This window comes from Acidithiobacillus caldus ATCC 51756, assembly GCF_000175575.2.
Lineage (GTDB): Bacteria > Pseudomonadota > Gammaproteobacteria > Acidithiobacillales > Acidithiobacillaceae > Acidithiobacillus_A > Acidithiobacillus_A caldus.
This window is the reverse complement of the sequence record NZ_CP005986.1, coordinates 528554-548922: the sequence shown is the minus strand read 5'-3', so window position 1 is coordinate 548922 and position 20369 is coordinate 528554. Positions and strand designations below refer to the sequence as shown.

Genomic DNA, 20369 nt, shown 5'->3' with positions numbered 1-20369 from the left:
CTTATCTCACGAAGTGCAGTTGTTGCCCCAGAGATTCCGGGGTAATGAGGGTGACGCCACCGGGAGTCCGATGAAAACGCCGGGCATCCTCCACCGGGTCCTCACCCACCACGAGCCCCGGTGGAATGATGGCGCCTTTCTCCACCACCACCTTGCGTAGCCGTGCGCCCTCCCCCATGCGCACGTTGGGCAGGATCACCGAATCCTCCACCAGGGTATTGCCATCGTTGACGCGCACGTTGGAAAAGAGCAGGGAGCGCCGGACGGTGGCACCACTGATGATGCAGCCTCCCGACACCAGACTGTCCAGGGCCACACCGCGTCTGCCCTCGTCGTCGAAGACGAACTTGGCGGGCGGCAACTGCTCCTGATAAGTCCAGATGGGCCAGCGGCTGTCGTAGAGGTCGAGATCGGGTGTGACGTGCACGAGATCGATGTTCGCCGCCCAGTAGGCATCGATGGTACCCACATCCCGCCAATAACAGCGCTGCGGGTTGCCACTGCCGGCGCTGGAAATGCAGCTGTGGCGAAAGCGGTGGGCAATCACCCGATAGCGCGGCACCATGTAGGGAATGAGGTCGTGACCAAAGTCGTGGCTGGATTGCGGATCGTCGGCATCGCGGATCAACTGCTCGTACAGGAAATCCGTATTGAAGACGTAGATGCCCATACTGGCCAGGGCGCGATCGGACTGCCCGGGAATGGGGACGGGTTCGGCAGGTTTCTCCGTGAAGGCCACCACCCGATCCTCATGATTGACGGACATCACCCCAAAACTGCGCGCCTCCTCTAGACCCACCTCGATACAGGCTACGGTCATATCCGCCTGGGTCTGCACGTGCTCGGCCAACATCTGCCCGTAATCCATGCGATAGATGTGATCGCCCGCCAGAATCACCACATAGCGGGGCCGGTGCGCGCGCAGGATGTCGATGTTCTGGAAGATGGCGTCGGCAGTACCTTTGTACCAGCCGGTGTTCATACGCTGCTGGGCGGGCAGAATCTCGATGAATTCACTGAATTCGCCGCGCAAGAAACCCCAGCCGAGCTGCAGGTGGCGGATGAGGCTGTGCGCCTTGTATTGGGTCAGGACACCCACCCGGCGGATGCCGGAGTTGATGCAGTTGGACAGACAGAAATCGATGATACGGAACTTGCCGCCGAAAGGTACCGCCGGCTTGGCACGCCAGTCCGTGAGCGGTCCCAGACGACTGCCGCGCCCCCCGGCGAGGACCAGCGCCAGGGAGTTCTTGGTCAGATTACTGACGAAGCGCGGGGAGTTGGCGACACCGGTGATTCCATCCTCAGACATGGCAGCCCTCCTCCCATTGCGTCCCAATGCAAGCTTCTGAACACAGTATAGCCTGTGCTGCCTATTCTCAGCGGCAACCCCCCGGCTAGGCCTGGCCAAACGCCTGAGCGCCCACGCTGACGTTAACCGAAGGACAGCGAGGCTGGCAAGGCCAGAATGAAGACGCCTGGGCGCCGCCGTGCTAGTCTCAACAGACTCCCGCAGCGGCGGGTCCGAAGACGAGGAACCGCATGAGCACGACCCCCAGCAGACCCGGCTTCTGGCATTTCACCCGCGAATTCTTGCGCGACCCCCGCGCCATCGGCGCCGTTTTTCCCAGCTCCCCCTACCTCGCCCGCAAGATGGCGGCCCTGGTCCCCGAGGGTGAAGGCCTGGTGCTGGAGCTCGGGCCCGGCCTTGGGCCCGTGACCCGCGCGCTCCTGGAACGCGGTATCGCGCCAGCGGACCTCGTTCTCGTGGAACGCTCCCCTCGCATGGTCGCCCACCTGCGCCAGCGCTTCCCGGGGGTCGAGGTCATCGAGGGCGACGCTGCGCGCCTTGGCGACTACCTCCACCAGCGCGGCCCTGCCCGCGCCATCGTTTCCAGCCTGCCGCTGCGCAGTATGCCAAGCTCCCTGGTGCAGCAGATTCTGGACCAGTTCCCCGCCATCGGCCGCGCCGGCACCGTGTTCATCCAGTTCACCTACCACTCCAGAAGCTCCTGTCAGGCGATAATCCCACAGGTGTTCGTGCACGATGGCCGCCACTTCATCTGGCGCAATCTACCGCCGGCACGGGTAGACCGCTTTTCCCTCAGGCATCCGGACGCCTGAGCAGGTCGGTCGGAGCCTCGGCCCAGCGCCGCAGCGGGTGTTGGTCCAGCTCCGGCTGCAGGGTGACGTGGGCGATACCAAAGTGCTCCGCCAAGAGCTCCTGCTCCCGACTGAGGATATCCGGCCAGAGCGCAAGCTCTCGCAACTGTAGGTGCGCCGACAGGGCCAGGCGGTCACTGGCGATGGCCCAGATGTGCAGATCGTGCACGGATTCCACCCCGGGCACCGCCGCCATGGCCTTACCCACCGCCTCCAACTGCACACCGCGTGGCGTCCCCTCCAGAAGCACGTGGATGGTCTCGCGCAGCAGCCGCAAACTGGAAAAGAGGATCAGTGCGCCGATGAAGAGCGACAGGATGGGGTCGATGGGATCCCAGCCGGTGCTGACGATGACCACACCGGCGACGATGGCAGCCAAGGAACCCAAAAGATCTCCGAGTACGTGCAACAGGGCCGCACGCTGGTTGAAGGAGTGCGCCTCCTTCATGAGCAGGAGGGCGATGGCAAGGTTCAGGAGAAAACCGAAGGCGGCAACGCCGATGACCACGGGTCCATCCACCGCCTCTGGGTACAGCAGACGGCGCACGGCCTCGACACCGATGGCCGAGACGATACCCAACATCAGTAGCACGTTGAAAACCGCCGCCAGCACCTCCACGCGTCCCAGACCAAAACTGTGGCGCGGCGATGGGGGACGCTGTCCCAGGCGCGCCGCCAGAGCCGCCAGGCCCAGCGCCACGCCATCGGTGAGCATGTGTCCGGCATCGCCGAGGAGCGCCATGGAGTCGGCACGCCAGCCAGCCACGGCTTCGATGAGTGCGTAGCTGAGAATGAGCAGAAGGCTCCAGAGCAGAGCGCGCCCACCGCCGGCCACATTGTGCCCATGGCGGTGCTGGTGATGGTCGTGCCCATGGGGGTGCCCAAGGCTGCCGACGGGCTGCGCCTTCGTCGATGTCATGGACGTGCTGGAATGGACCACGGATGCCCCCAGAACCCTGCGATTTCTGCCTATTCTCGCCCCTCGCGCACCATCGCGCCAGAGCCGAGCACGGAAGCGGTCCACGATTGACCCTGTGGACAAAAGTCTGGAATATCCGAGCCCATGCGATCGCGTCTCCAACCCCGCCGCTACGGACCCCGAGGGCTCTGGCCTTGGCTTGCCTTGCCCGCCTCCCTCACCGCCGCCCTGCGTCGCGCCTATGGCTCGGACCCGCACTGGCCGCGCGCGCAGCTGCTGGCCAGCGGTCGCAGTCGCCCTAGCCCTGCGGAGGCCAGATGGCTGGGCCTCGGTCGGCGGAGTGCCGTCTTCTGGCGGGAGGTCCTGCTGCACGGTCCCGATCCACGGCACCCCGCCATCCGCGCACGTACCTGCTTTGCGCTGAACGCCATTGGGCGGGGTCTGCGACCGCTGACGCGACACGGCAGCCGCCCCATCGGCAACACCCTCTTCCGTCACCGGCGCCTGCGCCGGGGGCCCTTGCACATCCACTGTACCCCGGCCTGGGGCCAGAACCGGCGTTGGTGGCGCCACTCCCTGTTGTGGCGCGGCAATACCCGGGTACTGGTCATAGAGCACTTCCTGCCGGATCTGCCCACCTGGCGTGGGCGGGGAAGGAACTGACGATGCTTGCCCACCCCGACAAACTGCGCGCCTACGCCGCCCTGATGCGTATCGATCGCCCCATAGGCGTGCTCCTGCTGCTCTGGCCAACCTACTGGGCCCTGTGGCTCGCTGCCGGCGGCAATCCCCCCCTTGGACTTTTTCTGATTTTCACGATGGGTACCTGGCTCATGCGTGCCGCAGGCTGCGTGATCAACGACTTTTTCGATCGCGATTTTGACCGTCAGGTGGCCCGCACCTGCCAGCGCCCCCTTGCCGCTGGCCAGATCACCCGGCGTGAGGCCTTGGTGCTGTTCATCCTGCTCCTGCTTCTGGCCGCAGCACTCCTGCCCTTTCTCAATCGCCTCACCATCCTCCTGGCACTGCCGGCGGTAGCCATCAGCATCGCCTATCCCCTGTTCAAGCGTTTCACGCACCTGCCCCAGGCCTTCCTGGGTATCGCCTTTTCCTTCGGTATTCCCATGGCCTTCGCCGCGGTCCTGGATCGGGTACCGAGCCTTGCCTGGTGGCTCATGCTTGCCAACTTCTGTTGGGTCATGGCCTACGATACCGCCTACGCCATGTCCGACCGCCCGGACGACCTCAAGGCCGGTGTGCGCTCCACCGCCATTCTTTTCGGCCGCTTCGACTGGCTGGCCATCGCACTCTTCGATGCGGCGGCAATCGTCATCCTTGCCGCCATCGGCCTGCACCAAAACCTGCACTGGCCCTTCTGGGTCGGGCTCAGCGCAGCGGCCCTGCTCATGGCCTTTCAGCAGCGCTGGCTCGACGGCGATCGCGACGCCGCCCTGCGCGCCTTTCTCCACAACAACTGGGTCGGGCTGGTGATCTTCTGGGGCATCAGCGCCGGTCTCGCGCACTGAACGGAAGGGCCGTTCATGAACGGAAACTTATACACAGTCTCGTTTGCCTGGAAGTCTCCACCGTCGATCCTGCTGATCCGCCAAGGGAAATTTTTTACTATCGGTTTTTCAATGAGTTATCTCTGCCTATTTTTTAGGCATGGCAAGCAAGCTCAAGGATGACAATGACTTTCGCCCTTTGTCACGGCTCTGCACACAGACCATCACGCAAACGGATTGCACGCTGGAGGTCGCCGTCTTTGCGCCGCTGCGGCAAACCTTCTCCTACCGCTGCAAGACACCGCCGCCGCCCACGGGCACGCGGGTACGCGTACCCTTTGGTCGCGGTCACCGCATCGGCATCGTCGTGGGCTACGGCCTCGAGCCCGCCGGGACGACGCTCAAGGACATCGATGCCATCCTCGACGACGAACCCCTGCTGACTCCCGCCCTCCAAAGCCTTCTGCACTTTGGCGCCAGCTACTATCAGCACCCTCTGGGGGAGGTCTGGGCCACGGCACTGCCGGCATTGCTCTGCCGCGGGCGTCCGCTGACCAGCGGGGAAGCTCCCAGGTACGCCTGCAACGAACCCAGCCCGGACGCCGCGACGCGCCTGGGGCCGCGCCAGACGGCTCTGCTGCAGCTACTACGGGAGGCGGGACCGCTGGGCCGACAGGAGCTCCCGGCAGCACTGCGCCCGGCCCTGCCGAGTTTGCTCGCCCGCGGCTGGCTGCGCGCGGAGGATGCGCCGGCACCGGTCCTCGACCTGCAGTCCTCACCCCATGCGCTCCACCCCGAACAGCGCGACGCCGTGACCGCGCTGCGCGCTGCCCGCGATTTTTCCGTCTTTCTGCTGGACGGGGTGACGGGCAGCGGTAAGACCGAGGTCTATCTGGAAACGGCCCGCTCCCATCTAGAAGCAGGTCAGCAAGTGCTTTTTTTGGTGCCGGAGATCGGTCTGACGCCGCAGCTTTTGGAACGCTGCCGCGCCCGGTTCGGCTCCGCGGTAGTGGCTAGCTACCACTCCGGCCAGAGTGAGGCGCAACGCCTGCGCGTCTGGCAGGGCGCGCGCAGCGGTCGGATCCGTCTCATCGTCGGCACCCGGTCCGCACTCTTCCTGCCGCTGGCCCGACCCGCCCTCATCGTCGTCGACGAAGAGCACGACCCCTCCTTCAAGCAGCAGAGCGGTTGGCTCTACTCGGCTCGGGATCTGGCCATCCGGCGCGCACAGCTGGAGTCCATACCCATCGTCCTCGGCTCTGCCACACCTTCACTGGAAAGCCTGCATAACGCTCACATCGGCAAGTATAGGCACCTGAGGCTGCGTCAACGCGCCACCGCCATGAACCTGCCCCCCATGACCATCCTGCCCATGCGGCGGCGCCTCCTGCAGGCTGGCCTATCCGTGGATCTGCTGCAGGCCTGTACCCAGACCCTGGAAGCCGGGCATCAGGTCCTGCTTTTTCTGAACCGGCGCGGCTACGCCCCGGCACTCCTGTGCCACGATTGCGGCAGCGCCCTGTTCTGCCCACGTTGCAGCGCCCCCATGACCTGGCATCGCCAAGCCGGCCGCCTGCGCTGCCACCACTGTGGGCATGAAGAGGGGCATCCCCATCAGTGTCCCCAGTGCGCCAGCGTCGACCTGCGCCCCGTGGGTGCCGGTACCGAGCAGCTGGAGGATTACCTGGGGCAACGCTTCCCGGGGGTCCCGGTGTTACGCATCGATCGCGACTGCATTACCCAGACTGGTCAGTTGGAGGCAGTGCTGGCCCAGGTCCATCACAGCGGCCCGGCCATCCTTATCGGCACCCAGATGCTCGCCAAGGGACACCATTTTCCCAGGGTGACTCTGGTGGGCATCGTCAACGTCGACCAGAGCCTTTTCAGTGCCGACTTTCGGGCCACCGAACGACTGGCCCAGACCGTCCTGCAAGTGGCAGGACGTGCCGGACGCGGCAGTGTGCCTGGTCGGGCCCTGCTCCAGAGCCACGTCCCCGAGCATCCGCTGCTGGCGCTCCTGCAGGCTGGCGATTACACCGCCATCGCCCAGCACCTGCTCGAAGAACGCCGCGTGGCCCGGCTGCCGCCCTTTCGTGCCTTGGCATTGTTACGTGCCGAAGCCCATCGCCTCGATCGCGTACAGAGCTTCTTGGCGGCCGCGGCTGAGCGGGCACCGTCCGGGCTCGAGATCAGCGGTCCCTTTCCGAGCCTCCTCGAACGCCGTGCCGGCTTTCATCGCGCCGAGCTCTGGCTCGAGGCAGCCCGTCGCAGCGAGCTCCAGCGCGCCCTGAAACACTGGCTGCCGCAGCTTGGCACCCGCCCCGAGAGTCGGCGTGTGCGTTGGGTCGTGGACGTCGATCCCCTCAACTTCTGACCTGCAGATCCCGAAGACCGCTCGCACTCCTTTGTCGACGGTGACCTTTTCGACTAATCTAGCGCGACAAGGACAAGGGCCAAAGGAGTCGTAATGGCAGCAAAACGGAGTCCCCGCGCGCAATCCACCGCAGTTGCCCGCAGCCTCCTCTACGTCGGTCCCCGCGCCATCATCGCCAGCTCCCTGGCCGAGCTGGAATCCGCGGGCTGGGGCATGTCCTTCGCCGCCCACATCGACGACGCCCCTGGCGCCCTGAGCAAAATCCGGCCAGCCGCCGCCGTCATCGGCTTCGATGAAAAGGATCTCCTCACCAGCGGTCAGAAGATCGAGTCCATCATCGCCCACCACCCCCACCTGCGCTGGATTGCGCTGCTGCCGCGCAAGGCCCTGGAAGACACCAGCATCCGCAAGCTCATCGGCAGTGCCTTTTACGACTATCACACGCAGCCCATCAACACCGCCCGGCTCCTGGTGATCCTGGGCCACGCTGCAGGGATGGCCGAGATTGCCGAGGACGCCCTGTATATAGCGCCACACGAACCCGGCGCCAGCAAGGAAGTGGAGATGGTGGGCGCAAGCCCGGTGATGCAGCAGATCTACCAGGACATACGCAAGGTCGCCTCCACCGATGCCCCGGTACTCATTACGGGCGAGAGCGGCACCGGCAAGGAACTGGCCGCCCAGGCCATTCATGAGCGCTCCAGCCGCAAGGACGGCCCCTTCGTTGCCGTCAACTGCGGCGCGCTGCCCGCCAATCTCATCCACTCCGAGCTTTTCGGCCACGAGAAGGGCTCCTTCACCGGTGCCCACGAGCGCAAGATCGGGCGCATCGAAAGCGCCTCGGGCGGTACCCTCTTCCTGGACGAGATCGGCGACCTTCCCCTGGACCTGCAGGTCAATCTGCTGCGTTTCCTGCAGGAGCAGACCATTCAGCGCGTGGGCGGGCGCGAAGACATCGCGGTGGACGTGCGCGTGCTGGCCGCTACCCACGTCGATCTCGAAAAAGCCATACAGCTGGGCAACTTCCGGCAAGACCTCTATTACCGCCTCAATGTCCTGCAGATCCGGATGCCGCCGCTGCGCGATCGCGAGGGCGACATACCCCTGCTCGCCCAGTACGTCTTCAACCGCTTTGCCGACGAGCGCGGCCAGCGCGTCAAGGGCTTCAGCGAAGATGCCCTGCAGATCATGGCCAACTACGACTGGCCCGGAAACATCCGCGAGCTCATCAACCGCGTGCGCCGCGCCATGGTCATGTGCGACAAGTTCCTCATCACCGCCGCCGACCTTGGCCTGGAACGGCGCCGCAATTCCCGCATTCGCGTTTCCCTCAACCAAGCGCGCGACCTGGCGGAGCGCGACGCCATCCGCTCGGCCCTGGCGGACAACTTGGGCAGCGTCACCCGCGCCGCCGAACAACTGCAGATCTCCCGGGTCTCGCTGTACCGATTGATGGAAAAGCACGGCATCACCCCGCCGACCCAGAAAAGCTGAACCATCCACCCCGCCTGTACAAGTGCAAGTTCTCTTCCATATAAGCACTTAGCGGCGAGAGGCGGCATTTGTATCGCATGCTTTACAAACACCGACTGCCGCTTGCTATCCGATGGATTCCCAAAGGAAAACCATCGCTTTGCGGAGCCTGAGCGCACGCCGCGCCACGGCGACGTCTCAAAAATGAAACCCCCACGGCGTCCCCGCACCCGGGAGACGAGGCTCTACACCAGAATTTTCAGCACCTTATCCCTTTGGCACGGCGCTTGCTAAGGTAGTGGCGAACCATCTTGAGGACTTCGCCATGCTGCTCCAGATGCACCGTTCCAGAAGCCGACTGTGGATGCTCCTAGCCGCCGCCAGTACCGCCTGTTGGAGCATCGCCAGCGTCGCCGCCCCGGCACTCCCGGGAATCCAGGCCGAAGCGCTCAACAACCAGCACCTGGCCCAAGTCAACGGTAAAGGGATCCCCGTGAACCTCCCCAAACTCATCCACCAAAACGGCAACGGTGTCGTGCTCTGGGATGAGCTTCAAGGTAAGGGGGGTAACAGCATCAGTATGCAAAGTGGCGGCGCCAACCTGCAAAGTGCCTCCATGCGCGTCGGTCAATAGGGTTTCCGCACACATCCGGGAGAACGATTCATGTCCAGCCAACGCTTTATCGGAATCGCCATCGCCCTGCTGTCCGGGTCGGTGAGCCCCATGCTCTACGCTGCTCCAGCGGTACTGGGCAATTCCCTGAGCTCCATCATCTCCGACAACGCCATGAGCAACGTGCGCGGCGCAACCATGGCCAATCTGGCTGCGGGCAACGATAACCTGCAAGCGAACGTCGCCAGCGTCATCATGAGCCCCAACGGCCAGGGTGTGAACGCACCGGATGCCGTCGTGCAGAAGAACCAAGTCAAGTCTGGCAGCCCGTCCGTGACCAGCCAGAGCACGCAGATCACCGGCAACGCCCTCAACAATGCGACGGGCATCCTCGCCATCAATCAGGCTGCAGGTTCCGCCAACCGCGAGAGCAATCAGCTCGGCATCGTCCTCGGCGCGTCACAGCCTGTGACCAACGCGGTGCTAGCCACCAGCCTGCCCAGCATCTCGGGCAGCACCCTGAACAAGACCACAAAGGAAGACATGCCTCTGAATCATTCTCAGCAATCAAGCTCTAACTCTCTGTGAGGCATAGAGAAAGGAGGTCTGAGATGAAAGCTGAAGCGACGAACCTCTTGCAGTGGCAAGCGCGGTTTGGCACGGAAGAGGCCTGCTTGGAGGCGCTGAAACAAAAGCGCTGGCCCGAGGGGTTTCGATGTCCGAAATGCGGCCATGACCGCGGATACTGGATCGCCGGACGAAAACTCTTTCAGTGCGGGCACTGTCGCCATCAGACCTCGGTGACGGCCGGCACAATTTTTCATTCGTCCAATGTGCCCCTGGTGCAATGGTTCCTGGCCATCTATTTGATGGCGAGCGACAAGGGCGGATTGTCCGCCCTGCGGCTGTCGAAGCAGATTGGGGTCTCCTGGATCACGGCTCACCGGATGTTGCGCCGCATGCGCCGCGCCATGGGCGATCGCGACAGTCTGTATCGCTTGGAAGGGCTGGTAGAGTTGGACGATGCCTTTGTCGGTGGACGCCGGTCTGGGGGGAAGAGCGGTCGAGGGGCCGAAGGCAAAACACCGATCTTGGTTGCCGTGGAAAACCGGGGCAAGAAGGCGGGCTTTATTGCCATCGAGACGACGCCTTCGGTCTCTGCCGACCGGATTCGCGAATTCGCGCGGCGACGCTTGCGCCCCAAGCAACCTACCCGCACCGACGGCTTAATAGCGCTGCGAGTTCTCGGAGAGAGCCAAGAGCATGAGGGGCGCGTGACCAAACCGCATCAGGTGGACGAGTGGTTGCCGTGGGTACACATCGCCATTGGTAACCTCAAGGCCTTTCTTTTGGGCACATTCCATGGGGTATCCGGCAAATATCTGCAGGAATATCTGAACGAGTTTGTCTATCGCTTCAATCGCCGTTTCTGGGAGCCAGAACTGCCCCTGAGGTTGCTCAATGCCTGTATGGAACATATCCCGGTCCGGCTTGTTGCTGAGAAAGGTTAACAGGCATGAAGGAAGAAGTCACCAGCGTTGCGGTCGCAGCGACCGCCTTCAAAGGCGCCGGAGGCATTGCCCAGGTGAACCAGGTATCGGGTTCAGGCAATGCCTCGGCAAACAGTTTCGCTCTCGGGGTCGCGCCCGGAGCGTTGCAGTAGCAAGCAGTGAAGTAGTTGAACCGTCAGTCCATACCTCACCATAGGAGAGTACCATGAACAGCATCCGTAAGTTAAGCCCCATCGCCATCGCCGTCGCTGCCCTCGTGGCCGCCCCCTTGGCTTTCGCTGGCGCGAGTGTCAGCAATGGTCAGACCAGCGCTATGAACTACCAAGGCTCCATGTTCAACGCCACCGGCAATGCCGTCCTCACGGACAATGCGGGCCAGAACGCCAGCGGCAACATCGGCTTCAACATCGCCACCGGCTCTCAGAACCAGCAGGCCAATGCCGGCGCCCTGTCCTCCAACACCAACATCGACGACGCGGCCGCCTCCAATGCCAACGTCACTGCCGGTCAGGCTGAGATTCTGGATTATGCTTGGCAGGTGATGAACGGTGCCAATGCCGTTGACTTCATCGGTAACGCCCTCCAGGGTGCCTCTGGCAACATCGGCGTCAACATGACCTCTGGCATCTTCAACCAGCAGGGCAACAACATGGCGGCGTCTTCTGCCAAGTACTCCGACTACGCCAATGCCGGAGTAAACGCTGGGCAAACCTCCATGCTGAACAGCAACCACAGCAACTTGAATTACGGTTACGAGGTTCGCGGCAGCAATGAGACGGGCCTCTACGGCAACGTCCTGAGCAATGCCAGTGGCAACATCGGCGTCAATGAAGCAGCGGGCATCAGCAACCAGCAGAGCAACAGCCTGGCCATTGCCACTGCGGCCAATGACGACAGCGAGGGCTATCCCATCGGCTCCACGGCCAATGTGAGCGCGACCCAGACCATGGCTCTGGATGGTACCACCCAGGGTAGCCACTACTGGTGGAATTGGTCCTACGTCAACAACGCGGCTGGCTTGGGCAGCAACGCGCTGGAAGGTGCCTCCGGTAACATCGGCGCCAACATGGCCTCCGGCAACAGTAACCAGCAGAGCAACAACACCGCTCTGAGCGCCACCAGCAACGCCAAGAACAGCACCACCGACTACGCCGACGCGACGGCCGGTGCCAACCAGCTGGCTGCTGGCAACGGCACCATGGACACCGGCGTGCAGGATAGCGCGACTGTCAATGGCAACGCCGCCCAGAATGCCTCTGGCAACATCGCCATCAACGTGGTGGCCGGTGCGCAGAACCAGCAGGAGAACGGTCTGGCCATGGCCTCCATCGCCTCGCCCAAGGCCATGGGCAACGCCTCCGCTCCTGTCCAGCAGGTGGCTTACTACAATGGCGGTGAGACCGTCGGCTCCATGTACAACAGCGAAGTCAGTGGTAACGCCCTCGCCGGCGCTTCCGGCAACATCGGCCTGAACGTGGCTACCGGCAACGGCAACCAGCAGGTCAACACCCTGGCCATCGCCAGCGCGACCAAGTAATCCACTTGGTCTCTGCCACCCCCGCGGGGGTGGCAGTTTTCGGTTTTGATCGACGGGAGCCTGCCATGGTATTACGGTCTACCATTTTTCAGATCCTGGGCGCCGGCAGTATTGCGGCGACTTTGATGCTGCAGAGTTCCCCCCTATTCGCAGCACCCTTCGGCAACGTCATCCCCGGTGCCGGCGTGCTGAACATTCCCATACGCAGCATGGTGGGAATGCACTTCATCCACGTGGTGCGCCAGCACACGGATTTTTCCTGTGGCGCGGCATCCCTTGCCACCATCCTCAAGTACGGCTTTGGCCAGGATGTGACGGAAGAGTCGGTGATGAAGGGACTATTCACCGTCAGCAATCCCGAGGAGGTCAAGAAAGTCGGCTTTTCCTTGTTGGATTTGAAACGCTACGTGGAAAAAATCGGACTAAAAGGCGAGGGCTATGTGGTAACGCCCGCAGAACTAGAAAACATTCACATCCCCGTCATCGTCTTGCTGGATCTTGGGGGCTATAAGCATTTTGTAGTACTGGAGAAAACCGGCCCGGAGCACGTCTACCTGGCCGATCCCGCCCTGGGCAATCGGGTCATGCCCAAGGCGCAGTTCCTGAAGGATTGGAACAAGATCGTCTTTGCCGTATTTGGAAAGGGCTTTGAGCCCAACTCCGTGTTGTTGACCCCGGTAGAAGCACCCAGTGCCATGCGCCTTTTGCATGGTCAATTACCCAAAGTTCCGCTGCAACCTGCTCATTTTGGTTACGATGTCGCCAAATACTTTTGATATATCGAGGAAGCCATCATGCACACTTTAAGCTGGAAATCGTCTCTCGTTGTGACTGGTCTGTGTTTGCTTCCCACTGGCGCTGCCTTGGCTCAGACTCTGGTGCCCGGAAGCCCCATCGCTGGTCCTACTGTTCCGGATCCCGTGCTCGCCAAGGTCGTGGGTAAGGGCGTCATCGGCGGCAAGATCGTGTATTTTGGGGTGGAGATGCAGACCAACTGGACCAGTACCGCTGGCAAAACACCCATGAGCATGAGCAGCAACCTCAACGTTGCCCTCAATAGCAACGGTACGACCTTCATGCCCACCATAACCTACAGCACCCAGGGCACCATACCGGGGCAGGTAGCTAATCCGGCCAGCCACATGGACGGCTCCGGCCTGCAGAACATTCAGGGTGTAACCCAGGCCATTCAGATCGGTGGCAACGACAATTCCGTCCAGAACGGCATGAGTCTCAACGTGATCAAGGGCGCGCCCTCCACCAGCGCGCCCCCGGCTGGAGTAAACGTCATGAGCAACTACGGCACGACCCAAACGGGCAATGTCACCATGACCGTCGCACCCGGTCAGCTCTCCATGCTCGTGGGCAATGGTGCCAACACCATCCAGCAGGGTATTGGCAGCAATGGCATTTTCCAGATGGCTCAGGTACAGAGCAACCTCAATGCCATCCAGAATAGCATGAAGCTCACCTTGGGTGTGGACCCAGCCAAAACCCCGAGTATCAATATCGCCCAGTTGGCGCCGGCGCTCATGCCGCAGGTGCCACAACCCTGATGGCAAGGTAATCGCGGATACCGCGTCATCCCAGGTGTCGTCTGAAAGCCCCCCGTGGGGCTTTCACTGCATGGGAGAAGCGTTACGTCATAATATAAGGAATTACTATCATGAATAACGAGAGTTCTACACGACTGGGAGAGGGAGCGCACGCCTGGACAGCAGAACCGGCCGGTTCCAGGTCTCTTGCGATGGATAGCGATCGGAGGGCCCCCGGTGGCACTCAGATCCATGAACGCAAGCCACCCCTATACATACCCGTGACGATCAAGTTCGTGCTTGCCCAGATTGGTGCAGTGCTCTGGGTGCTGTTCAGTTTCTGGATCGCCCTACCCTGGATAGACAATCTGGATAACGTCATCGGGCCGGTCCTGACCATCCTCATCATTCTGGGGGTGGCCATTCTGCCGGGCTACATATCGAGCTTCGTGTTTTTCAGCACCCTTCTGGATCGCAGGCCGGCACTGGCTGAAATCGCCCACTACCCTCCGGTCAGCATACTCATTGCCGCCTACAACGAGGAACACACCATTACCGACACCCTGCGCTCGGTGCTGTCCCAGTCCTACCAAGGCGACCTGGAAGTGATCGTCATCGACGATGGCTCCCAGGATCAGACAGCGGCGCAAGTAGAGGCCGTGGTGGATCCACGCCTGCGGCTGGTGCGCCAACCCGTCAATGGCGGCAAGGCCAGCGCCCTAAACACCGGCCTGCACCACGCCCGCCACGATCTCGTGATCACCGTGGATGCGGACACCTTTCTGTATAAGGACGCCCTGCGCTATCTGGTGGGACGTTACCTCTGCGATCCCTCCAACACCGCTGCCGTCGCCGGCGCCATCGCCGTGCGCAACTCCCGCAAAAGCTGGATCACGCGGCTGCAGGAGTGGGACTATTTCCACGGTATTGCCATCGTCAAACGCATCCAGAGCCTATATCAGGGCACTTTGGTGGCTCAGGGCGCATTTTCCCTCTACGAGAAATCGGTCCTTCTCGAGCTGGGTGGCTGGGCGCCGGTGGTGGGCGAGGATATCGTCCTGTCCTGGGGTATGCTGAGCAAGGGGTACCGGATCGGCTATGCCGAAAATGCGGTCGTCTTCACCAATGTCCCCGAAACCTATCGCCAACTCTTTCGCCAGCGGCGCCGCTGGGCGCGCGGAATGTTCGAGGCGCTACGCGCGCACCCAGAAATCCTCCTGACGCCCCGCATCACCCTGCAATTCGTCCTGGTCAATCTGCTCTTCCCCTTTCTGGACGTGAGCTATCTGTTGTTCTTCGTACCCGGGGTCATCGCCGCACTCTTTGGTTTCTTTCTCATCGCCGGGCCCATTACGCTTTTGCTCATTCCTCTAGCTGGTCTCAATAATCTCGTCATCTTCATCGTCCAAAGGCGCATGTTCAAGGAGCGTGGCCTGAAGGTACGCAAGAACCTTCGCGGCATGTTTCTCTATGTATTCTTATCGCAGCTGCTGATGAGTCCGGCCTCCATCGCCGGCTACGCCTCGGAGGTGCTGCGTCTGGGTAAGACCTGGGGGACCAAATGAACACCCGGCTCCCACGTGAATTGCTTTTGGGGGCTCTGTTGATGGCGACCACTGCCGTGGCAGCAGCGGATCCCGCCCATTCCATCCGTGCGGGTCGCACTGCCCTCGATGCCAATCACCCGCAAGAAGCCCTCAAGGCTTTCCAGCGCGCCCTGGATGAGATCGCTGTCGACCCCACGCGCTACGATTCCGATCGGGTCGCCGCCCTCGCCGGCAAGGGCTACGCGGCGCTGTGGCTGGGTAATGAGCACCAGGCCGAGTACAGCTATCGCAAAGGATTGGCCATCGCGCACTCGGAGGCCGACCGGAAAACCATGGCCGTCGGACTCACCCGTGCCCTTATTGGTGTGGGACGACCGCGCGAGGCCTACGATACCGCCGCACCCTACCGCAATATCAGTCACGAAGCCGCGCTGCAGGCTGCCATTGCCGCCAACCTTTTGGGCTGGAATGTGCTGGGCGCAGAGGATCTCAAAGACGCGGCGCCGGATGGCGCGTATCCCGGCCCCGACTGGCTCAAGGCACTCTATCGCTACGCCCACAGCTATGTGCAGTATGGCCTTGCCCCCAAGGTAAACGTGGGTATCCACTACAGCAGCGATATCGACCACAACATCAATCAGATCTACTCTGCGGACGTCCTCTGGCCCGGCAAGCTGTTGAGCGATCCCCAGTTGAATCCAACCTTCTGGCAACTGGGCTATCAGCAGACGCAGATCACGGATACGGCGGGACAAGTCGGCCTGAGCGCGATCCGCGGCGGCTGGAGCAGCACGCTGAATCGCAATTGGCAATACAGCGTCAACGCCGGTATCGGCACATCGGGACACTGGACCTATGGGACGGTGGACTCCCAACTCTATTACACGCCGGCGGACAGCTGGGGCCTGAATCTTGGCGTGGATCGTCAGCCCATCCGCACCTTTACGGCGGTTCAGAACCATATCCTGGTGAACACTGTAGATGCAGGCGGATTTTATCGGCTACGGAATGTCGGTACCGTCGGGGCCGATTATTTTCATCAGGCCTTCTCCGATGGCAATCAGCGCGACGGCGTCGTCATCAAAGCGACGCCCGAGTTCCTGAGCCTCGGGCGCTGGCCGGTGAGTCTGGGTATCCAAGGCTACTATCGTCAGTACCATAGCGGCGTGGTCCCGTACGACGGCTATTTCAATCCGCGTAACTACCGCGAGGCCATCGGCTATCTGGTTTACGTGCAGAAATTTTCGCCCTACTGGACACTGCGCTTCTACTCTGGCTTCGGCTCCCAAACCATAGACGGTACCACCTCCGGCGTCCGCGATTTCTTCGGCACCCTGAGTGGCCTGGTCGCACCGTACTGCGCCGTGAGTCTGACGGGTGGCTACAGCCAGATCGCCAACGCCTACGGCGGCGGCCCGGGATATCACCGAAGCTACATCGAGGCCAATCTGTCCATCCCCTTCTAGGCCCGCTCCCCGACAGGATGGAATGCGTGCGACGGCGGTGCCCCGCCATACGCTCGGAGCACCACCGTTGCGCGAGGCGGGTCACAGGTTATAGGGGATGGTCGCCGTCAACTGAAAATTGGGAGCACTGCTGGTTAGTCCAATGCCCAGGTTCATGATCAAGGAAGTATTCTGGGTAAAGGCGTAGGTGAGACCAAAATTAGCGACGGCCACATTGGCACCGCTGCCGACGATGGGGGTGAAAGCTCCTCCCAGCGCACGCACTTCGGTTTGGTCCTGGATACGATCCGCAAAAGAAGTGCTGATACTCAGACGGTCGTTGAGGGCGTAGGCCACACCCAGGCTGTACTGAAAGGCGTTACCCAGACGCACCTGGCCCGGTTGCACCACACCCTGCTGTGTGCTGATATCGGAAAAGGTTTTCTGCAGGTTGTAATAGTAGTTGATACTGCCAAAGAAAATGGCCGGGTCCGAGGTGGAGACGAAAGAGAGCCCCGGAGTGATGGTCCAGACGCCATTACCCGTGGGTAGTTTGGTGGGTACCTGCAGATTGGTGTTGTTCGGATCCGGCTGATAGACCTTGATACCGTACGGGCTGACACCACTCGGAGCGGTGACCAACAGGCTCGCGGTGAGGCTCGGCCAGTGCTTGCTCTCGTTGAGGAGTTGGTAATATCCACCAAAACTGACGTCGCCCAGGCGGGGACCACCCGAGGTGACCGTCGCCTCGCTCTGAGTATTCGAGGCAAAGTTCACACCGCCGATCTCGTAGGTACTCTGGCGGTAGACGATGGGAACGTTCAGCACCAACTGCAGGCGATTGTTGATGGGATAATAAGCAGATTCCGTAAAGGTATAGATACTCGATTTGACTTTGGAGACGTTGATATTACCGAGAAAGATCGCTCCCAGGGCCAGGAAGCCGTTGAGGTTGATGGTATTGGAATCGGAATAGGCGTAAGACGCACTGGATTGCAGGGTAATCTTGTTATAGAAAAAATCCGTATTCTGTTGCAGGATGGCCTTCTTGCTGGCCGACTCCGGCGGCGCCTTGAGGGTTGTGCCGTCATCGGCGTAGGCCTGAGTCCAGATCATCAGCGACGAAGATATCAGCAACACTCCCAGTTGCTGCTTGCGAGACGTAAGCATGTGCAATTTCTCCTTTATGATCCTCGCGCGAGGATAGCACAGGCAGCATAGGCAGCACATAGTGGTTTTGCCTTCACGTCCCGATGGCAGCGATAGGCCAAGCCGCTACCAGGAGGCAAAATCCTGAGTTGCGCGCGTCAATCCCGATGTAAAAGTGGTAGACGGTACACGCGCGATGTGGACCGCAGCATCGCACGACTGCAGATGGCGGCGGGTGTCTAGGATCGCTGCGCCGGAGCGTGGTGAATGCAGACATTTCCTTGCTTCGCCGGGCTCGCTGTGCCATGCTTGTCCATGGCCAGTTCGGCCATCTTTGATTATCTGGGGTGTAACATGGCGGTTGGTACAGTGAAGTGGTTCAATGACAGCAAGGGGTTTGGGTTCATCACGCCGGAAGATGGCAAGGAAGATGTCTTCGTGCATCACTCCGCCATCGAGGGCACTGGGTTCAAGACCCTCGCCGAGGGTGAGCGGGTGAGTTTTGAAGTGACCCGCGGCCCCAAGGGTCTGCAGGCTGAGAAGGTACGCCGGGCCTAAGAATCCGTGCAGGGCGGCGCTTGCCGCCCTCCCCCTCAGGGGAACACAGTTGGAACTGCAGTTGCTTTACCGGTTGTGCTTTGGCTGGCCGGTTTTTATTTGTCCTTAGCCCGCCACACGACGCTCCCCGCCTGCCATCACAGTCGCCCTTGCCAGGTCTCAGCGCTTGTCCCGCTCCTGCTTGCGCCGCGAAGGTTTTTTGACCTCCCTGCCGTCCGTCCTGCCATCTTCAGGGGTGCTCTTGCGCACCGACAACACGGGTCTTGCATCGGCCTTTGGGCTAACGCTGCGCCTGGTCGACGAGGTCCGTGCCCGCTCCGCCGTACCGACGACGGCAATCTGCAGAGGACGTCCCGCCACCCAGACCTTCTGCAAGTGCTCCAGAATACCGCGATCCAAGTCCGCCGGTAGCTCAACCGTGCTGTAATCGTCGTGTACCTGGACCTTGCGGATCAGGCGACTGGGCAGTCCCGATTCATTGGCAATGGCGCCGACGATGTTCTTGACCTGCGCCCCATGGCTCTCCCCCACGGCAAGGCGATAGAGGATCATGGGCGTATCGTCTGGACGGTTTTCTCCCGCCGCAGCCCGCTCTCTGGGTGCCCTTTCCTTGCGCTCTTCCAGGCGACGCGCACCACGCGGGCCAGGGGCCTTGTCGAGACTCGGTACGGCGGGCGGCGCATCGGGCACCAGCGGCCTGTCGCGCTGGGCCAGAAAAGCGAGGGCGGCGGCAATGCGCTCCAAGGATACCTCCTGCTCGCTCTGGTATTCCGCCACCAGGGACGCGAAGCGATCCAGGTCTTCCGTTTCCAGGACGGTGGTCAGTTGTTCCTTGAACTGGCTCGTGCGCCGATCCGCCACGTCCTCCAGACTCGGCAGATGCATGGGCTCGATGGGCTGGCCCGTGGCCCTTTCGATGGCCTTCAAGAGGTAACGCTCGCGCGGCGCCACGAAGAGAATGGCTTCACCCTTGCGCCCGGCACGCCCCGTGCGTCCGATGCGGTGGACGTAGGCTTCCGTATCGTTGGGAATATCGTAGTTGATGACGTGGGTGATCCGCTCCACATCCAGTCCGCGGGCGGCCACATCGGTGGCGACGACGATATCGAGGCTACCGGATTTGACCCGCTCGATGGTCTGCTCGCGCATGGCCTGGGTCATGTCGCCATTGAGGGCACCGCAGGCATAACCGCGCGCCTCGAGGCGTTCCGCCAGCTCTACCGTGGCGGTTTTGGTCCGCACAAAAATGATCCAGGCGTTGCTGTCCTCCACCTCGAGAATACGGGTAAGGGCATCGAGCTTGTGGGTACCGCTCACCAGCCAGTAGCGCTGGCGAATGGCTGCCACGGTGCTGGTGGTACTCTTGATGCGGATTTCCAGAGGGTCGCGCAGGTAGGTACGGGCGATGCGGCGGATGGCCTCGGGCATGGTGGCCGAAAAAAGGGCCACCTGGCGCTGCGTCGGCGTGTGTTTGAGGATCTCCTCCACGGCGTCGATGAAGCCCATGCGCAACATTTCGTCGGCCTCATCGAGAACCACCGCCTGCAGGCGATCGAGCTTCAAAGTCTCACGGCGCAGATGGTCCTGAATACGCCCGGGTGTGCCCACGACCACCTGCACTCCGCGCTGCAGCTGCTTGAGCTGCAGACCCATGGACTGACCGCCGTAGATGGGCAGGACGTGAAAACCGGGCAGAAACTTGGCGTAGCTCTGCATGGCCTCGGCAACCTGGATGGCCAGCTCGCGCGTGGGGGCCAGCACCAGAATCTGAGGGAAGCGCAGGGACAGATCCACCCGGCTGAGGAGCGGCAGCGCAAAGGCGGCAGTCTTGCCGGTGCCGGTCTGGGCAAGGCCGATGACATCGCGCCCAGCCAGGAGCGGCGGAATGCTCTGCGCCTGGATGGGAGAGGGTTGCTCGTAGCCAATCTCTCGCACTGCCCGCTGCAGGGGCTCGGCCAAGGCAAAATCGGAAAAACTCAGCGCAGTCTCGGTACCCATGAAAAACACCTGTCCCTAGGGAGGAATCCGGTCCGCACTATA

19 protein-coding genes are annotated in these 20369 nt (G+C 61.9%); 15 read left to right on the top strand and 4 right to left on the bottom strand.

Going from position 1 to position 20369, the window contains the following annotated elements; all coding sequences use genetic code 11:
* Nucleotide 1: 1 nt before the first annotated feature.
* On the bottom strand, nt 2-1312 hold the full coding sequence (gene glgC / locus ACAty_RS02715; protein ID WP_004870675.1) for a glucose-1-phosphate adenylyltransferase: 1311 nt from the start codon (nt 1310-1312) through the stop codon (nt 2-4).
* Between the two features lie 230 nt (nt 1313-1542).
* On the opposite strand from glgC, the gene ACAty_RS02710 reads away from it, so the two are divergent.
* Nucleotides 1543-2124, top strand: coding sequence for a class I SAM-dependent methyltransferase (locus ACAty_RS02710; RefSeq protein WP_004870674.1), 582 nt, complete (start codon nt 1543-1545; stop codon nt 2122-2124).
* On the opposite strand, the gene ACAty_RS02705 is transcribed toward ACAty_RS02710, so the two are convergent.
* On the bottom strand, nt 2105-3082 hold the full coding sequence (locus ACAty_RS02705) for a cation diffusion facilitator family transporter (protein ID WP_226824171.1): 978 nt from the start codon (nt 3080-3082) through the stop codon (nt 2105-2107). The genes ACAty_RS02710 and ACAty_RS02705 overlap by 20 nt on opposite strands.
* 144 nt (nt 3083-3226) lie before the next feature.
* On the opposite strand from ACAty_RS02705, the gene ACAty_RS02700 reads away from it, so the two are divergent.
* From ACAty_RS02700 to ACAty_RS02645, 13 genes are all read left to right on the top strand, one after another.
* Nucleotides 3227-3745, top strand: coding sequence for a chorismate--pyruvate lyase family protein (locus ACAty_RS02700; RefSeq protein ID WP_038471562.1), 519 nt, complete (start codon nt 3227-3229; stop codon nt 3743-3745).
* A 2-nt stretch (nt 3746-3747) separates the two neighbouring features.
* Nucleotides 3748-4608, top strand: coding sequence for a 4-hydroxybenzoate octaprenyltransferase (gene ubiA / locus ACAty_RS02695; protein WP_004870671.1), 861 nt, complete (start codon nt 3748-3750; stop codon nt 4606-4608).
* A gap of 139 nt (nt 4609-4747) precedes the next feature.
* Nucleotides 4748-6961 (top strand): primosomal protein N', encoded by a 2214-nt coding sequence (locus ACAty_RS02690; RefSeq protein WP_082179234.1) that lies wholly within the window; start codon nt 4748-4750, stop codon nt 6959-6961.
* A gap of 93 nt (nt 6962-7054) precedes the next feature.
* Nucleotides 7055-8455, top strand: a complete 1401-nt coding sequence (locus tag ACAty_RS02685; RefSeq protein WP_004867962.1) for a sigma-54 interaction domain-containing protein — start codon at nt 7055-7057, stop codon at nt 8453-8455.
* Nucleotides 8456-8759: 304 nt separating this feature from the next.
* Nucleotides 8760-9068 carry a hypothetical protein gene (locus ACAty_RS02680; protein WP_004867963.1) on the top strand — a complete coding sequence of 103 codons (309 nt, stop codon included), beginning with the start codon at nt 8760-8762 and terminating at the stop codon, nt 9066-9068.
* A gap of 30 nt (nt 9069-9098) precedes the next feature.
* A complete protein-coding gene (locus ACAty_RS02675) occupies nt 9099-9635 on the top strand; it encodes a hypothetical protein (RefSeq protein WP_004867966.1) in 537 nt (178 codons plus the stop codon).
* A 23-nt stretch (nt 9636-9658) separates the two neighbouring features.
* Nucleotides 9659-10558, top strand: coding sequence for an IS1595 family transposase (locus ACAty_RS02670; RefSeq protein WP_014002140.1), 900 nt, complete (start codon nt 9659-9661; stop codon nt 10556-10558).
* 5 nt (nt 10559-10563) lie between these two features.
* On the top strand, nt 10564-10710 hold the full coding sequence (locus ACAty_RS15750; RefSeq protein WP_153801796.1) for a hypothetical protein: 147 nt from the start codon (nt 10564-10566) through the stop codon (nt 10708-10710).
* 53 nt (nt 10711-10763) lie between these two features.
* Complete coding sequence (locus ACAty_RS14800) at nt 10764-12095, top strand: hypothetical protein (protein ID WP_004867968.1); 1332 nt, start codon at nt 10764-10766, stop codon at nt 12093-12095.
* 65 nt (nt 12096-12160) lie between these two features.
* Nucleotides 12161-12871 (top strand): C39 family peptidase, encoded by a 711-nt coding sequence (locus tag ACAty_RS02660; protein WP_004867971.1) that lies wholly within the window; start codon nt 12161-12163, stop codon nt 12869-12871.
* Between the two features lie 87 nt (nt 12872-12958).
* Nucleotides 12959-13651 carry a hypothetical protein gene (locus ACAty_RS02655; RefSeq protein WP_141738584.1) on the top strand — a complete coding sequence of 231 codons (693 nt, stop codon included), beginning with the start codon at nt 12959-12961 and terminating at the stop codon, nt 13649-13651.
* A gap of 260 nt (nt 13652-13911) precedes the next feature.
* Complete coding sequence (locus tag ACAty_RS02650) at nt 13912-15195, top strand: glycosyltransferase family 2 protein (RefSeq protein WP_238323809.1); 1284 nt, start codon at nt 13912-13914, stop codon at nt 15193-15195.
* On the top strand, nt 15192-16643 hold the full coding sequence (locus ACAty_RS02645) for a hypothetical protein (RefSeq protein WP_004867981.1): 1452 nt from the start codon (nt 15192-15194) through the stop codon (nt 16641-16643). The genes ACAty_RS02650 and ACAty_RS02645 overlap by 4 nt, the downstream gene beginning before the upstream one ends.
* Before the next feature lie 81 nt (nt 16644-16724).
* Here the strand turns inward: ACAty_RS02645 and ACAty_RS02640 are convergent, their stop codons facing one another.
* The gene (locus tag ACAty_RS02640; protein WP_038471557.1) at nt 16725-17792 is read right to left on the bottom strand and encodes a transporter; all 1068 of its coding nucleotides are present in this window, start codon (nt 17790-17792) and stop codon (nt 16725-16727) included.
* A 333-nt stretch (nt 17793-18125) separates the two neighbouring features.
* On the opposite strand from ACAty_RS02640, the gene ACAty_RS02635 reads away from it, so the two are divergent.
* Nucleotides 18126-18329, top strand: a complete 204-nt coding sequence (locus tag ACAty_RS02635) for a cold-shock protein (protein WP_014002322.1) — start codon at nt 18126-18128, stop codon at nt 18327-18329.
* 159 nt (nt 18330-18488) lie between these two features.
* Here ACAty_RS02635 and ACAty_RS02630 read toward each other — a convergent pair whose 3' ends face one another.
* Nucleotides 18489-20327 carry a DEAD/DEAH box helicase gene (locus ACAty_RS02630; protein WP_038471554.1) on the bottom strand — a complete coding sequence of 613 codons (1839 nt, stop codon included), beginning with the start codon at nt 20325-20327 and terminating at the stop codon, nt 18489-18491.
* Nucleotides 20328-20369: the final 42 nt, after the last annotated feature.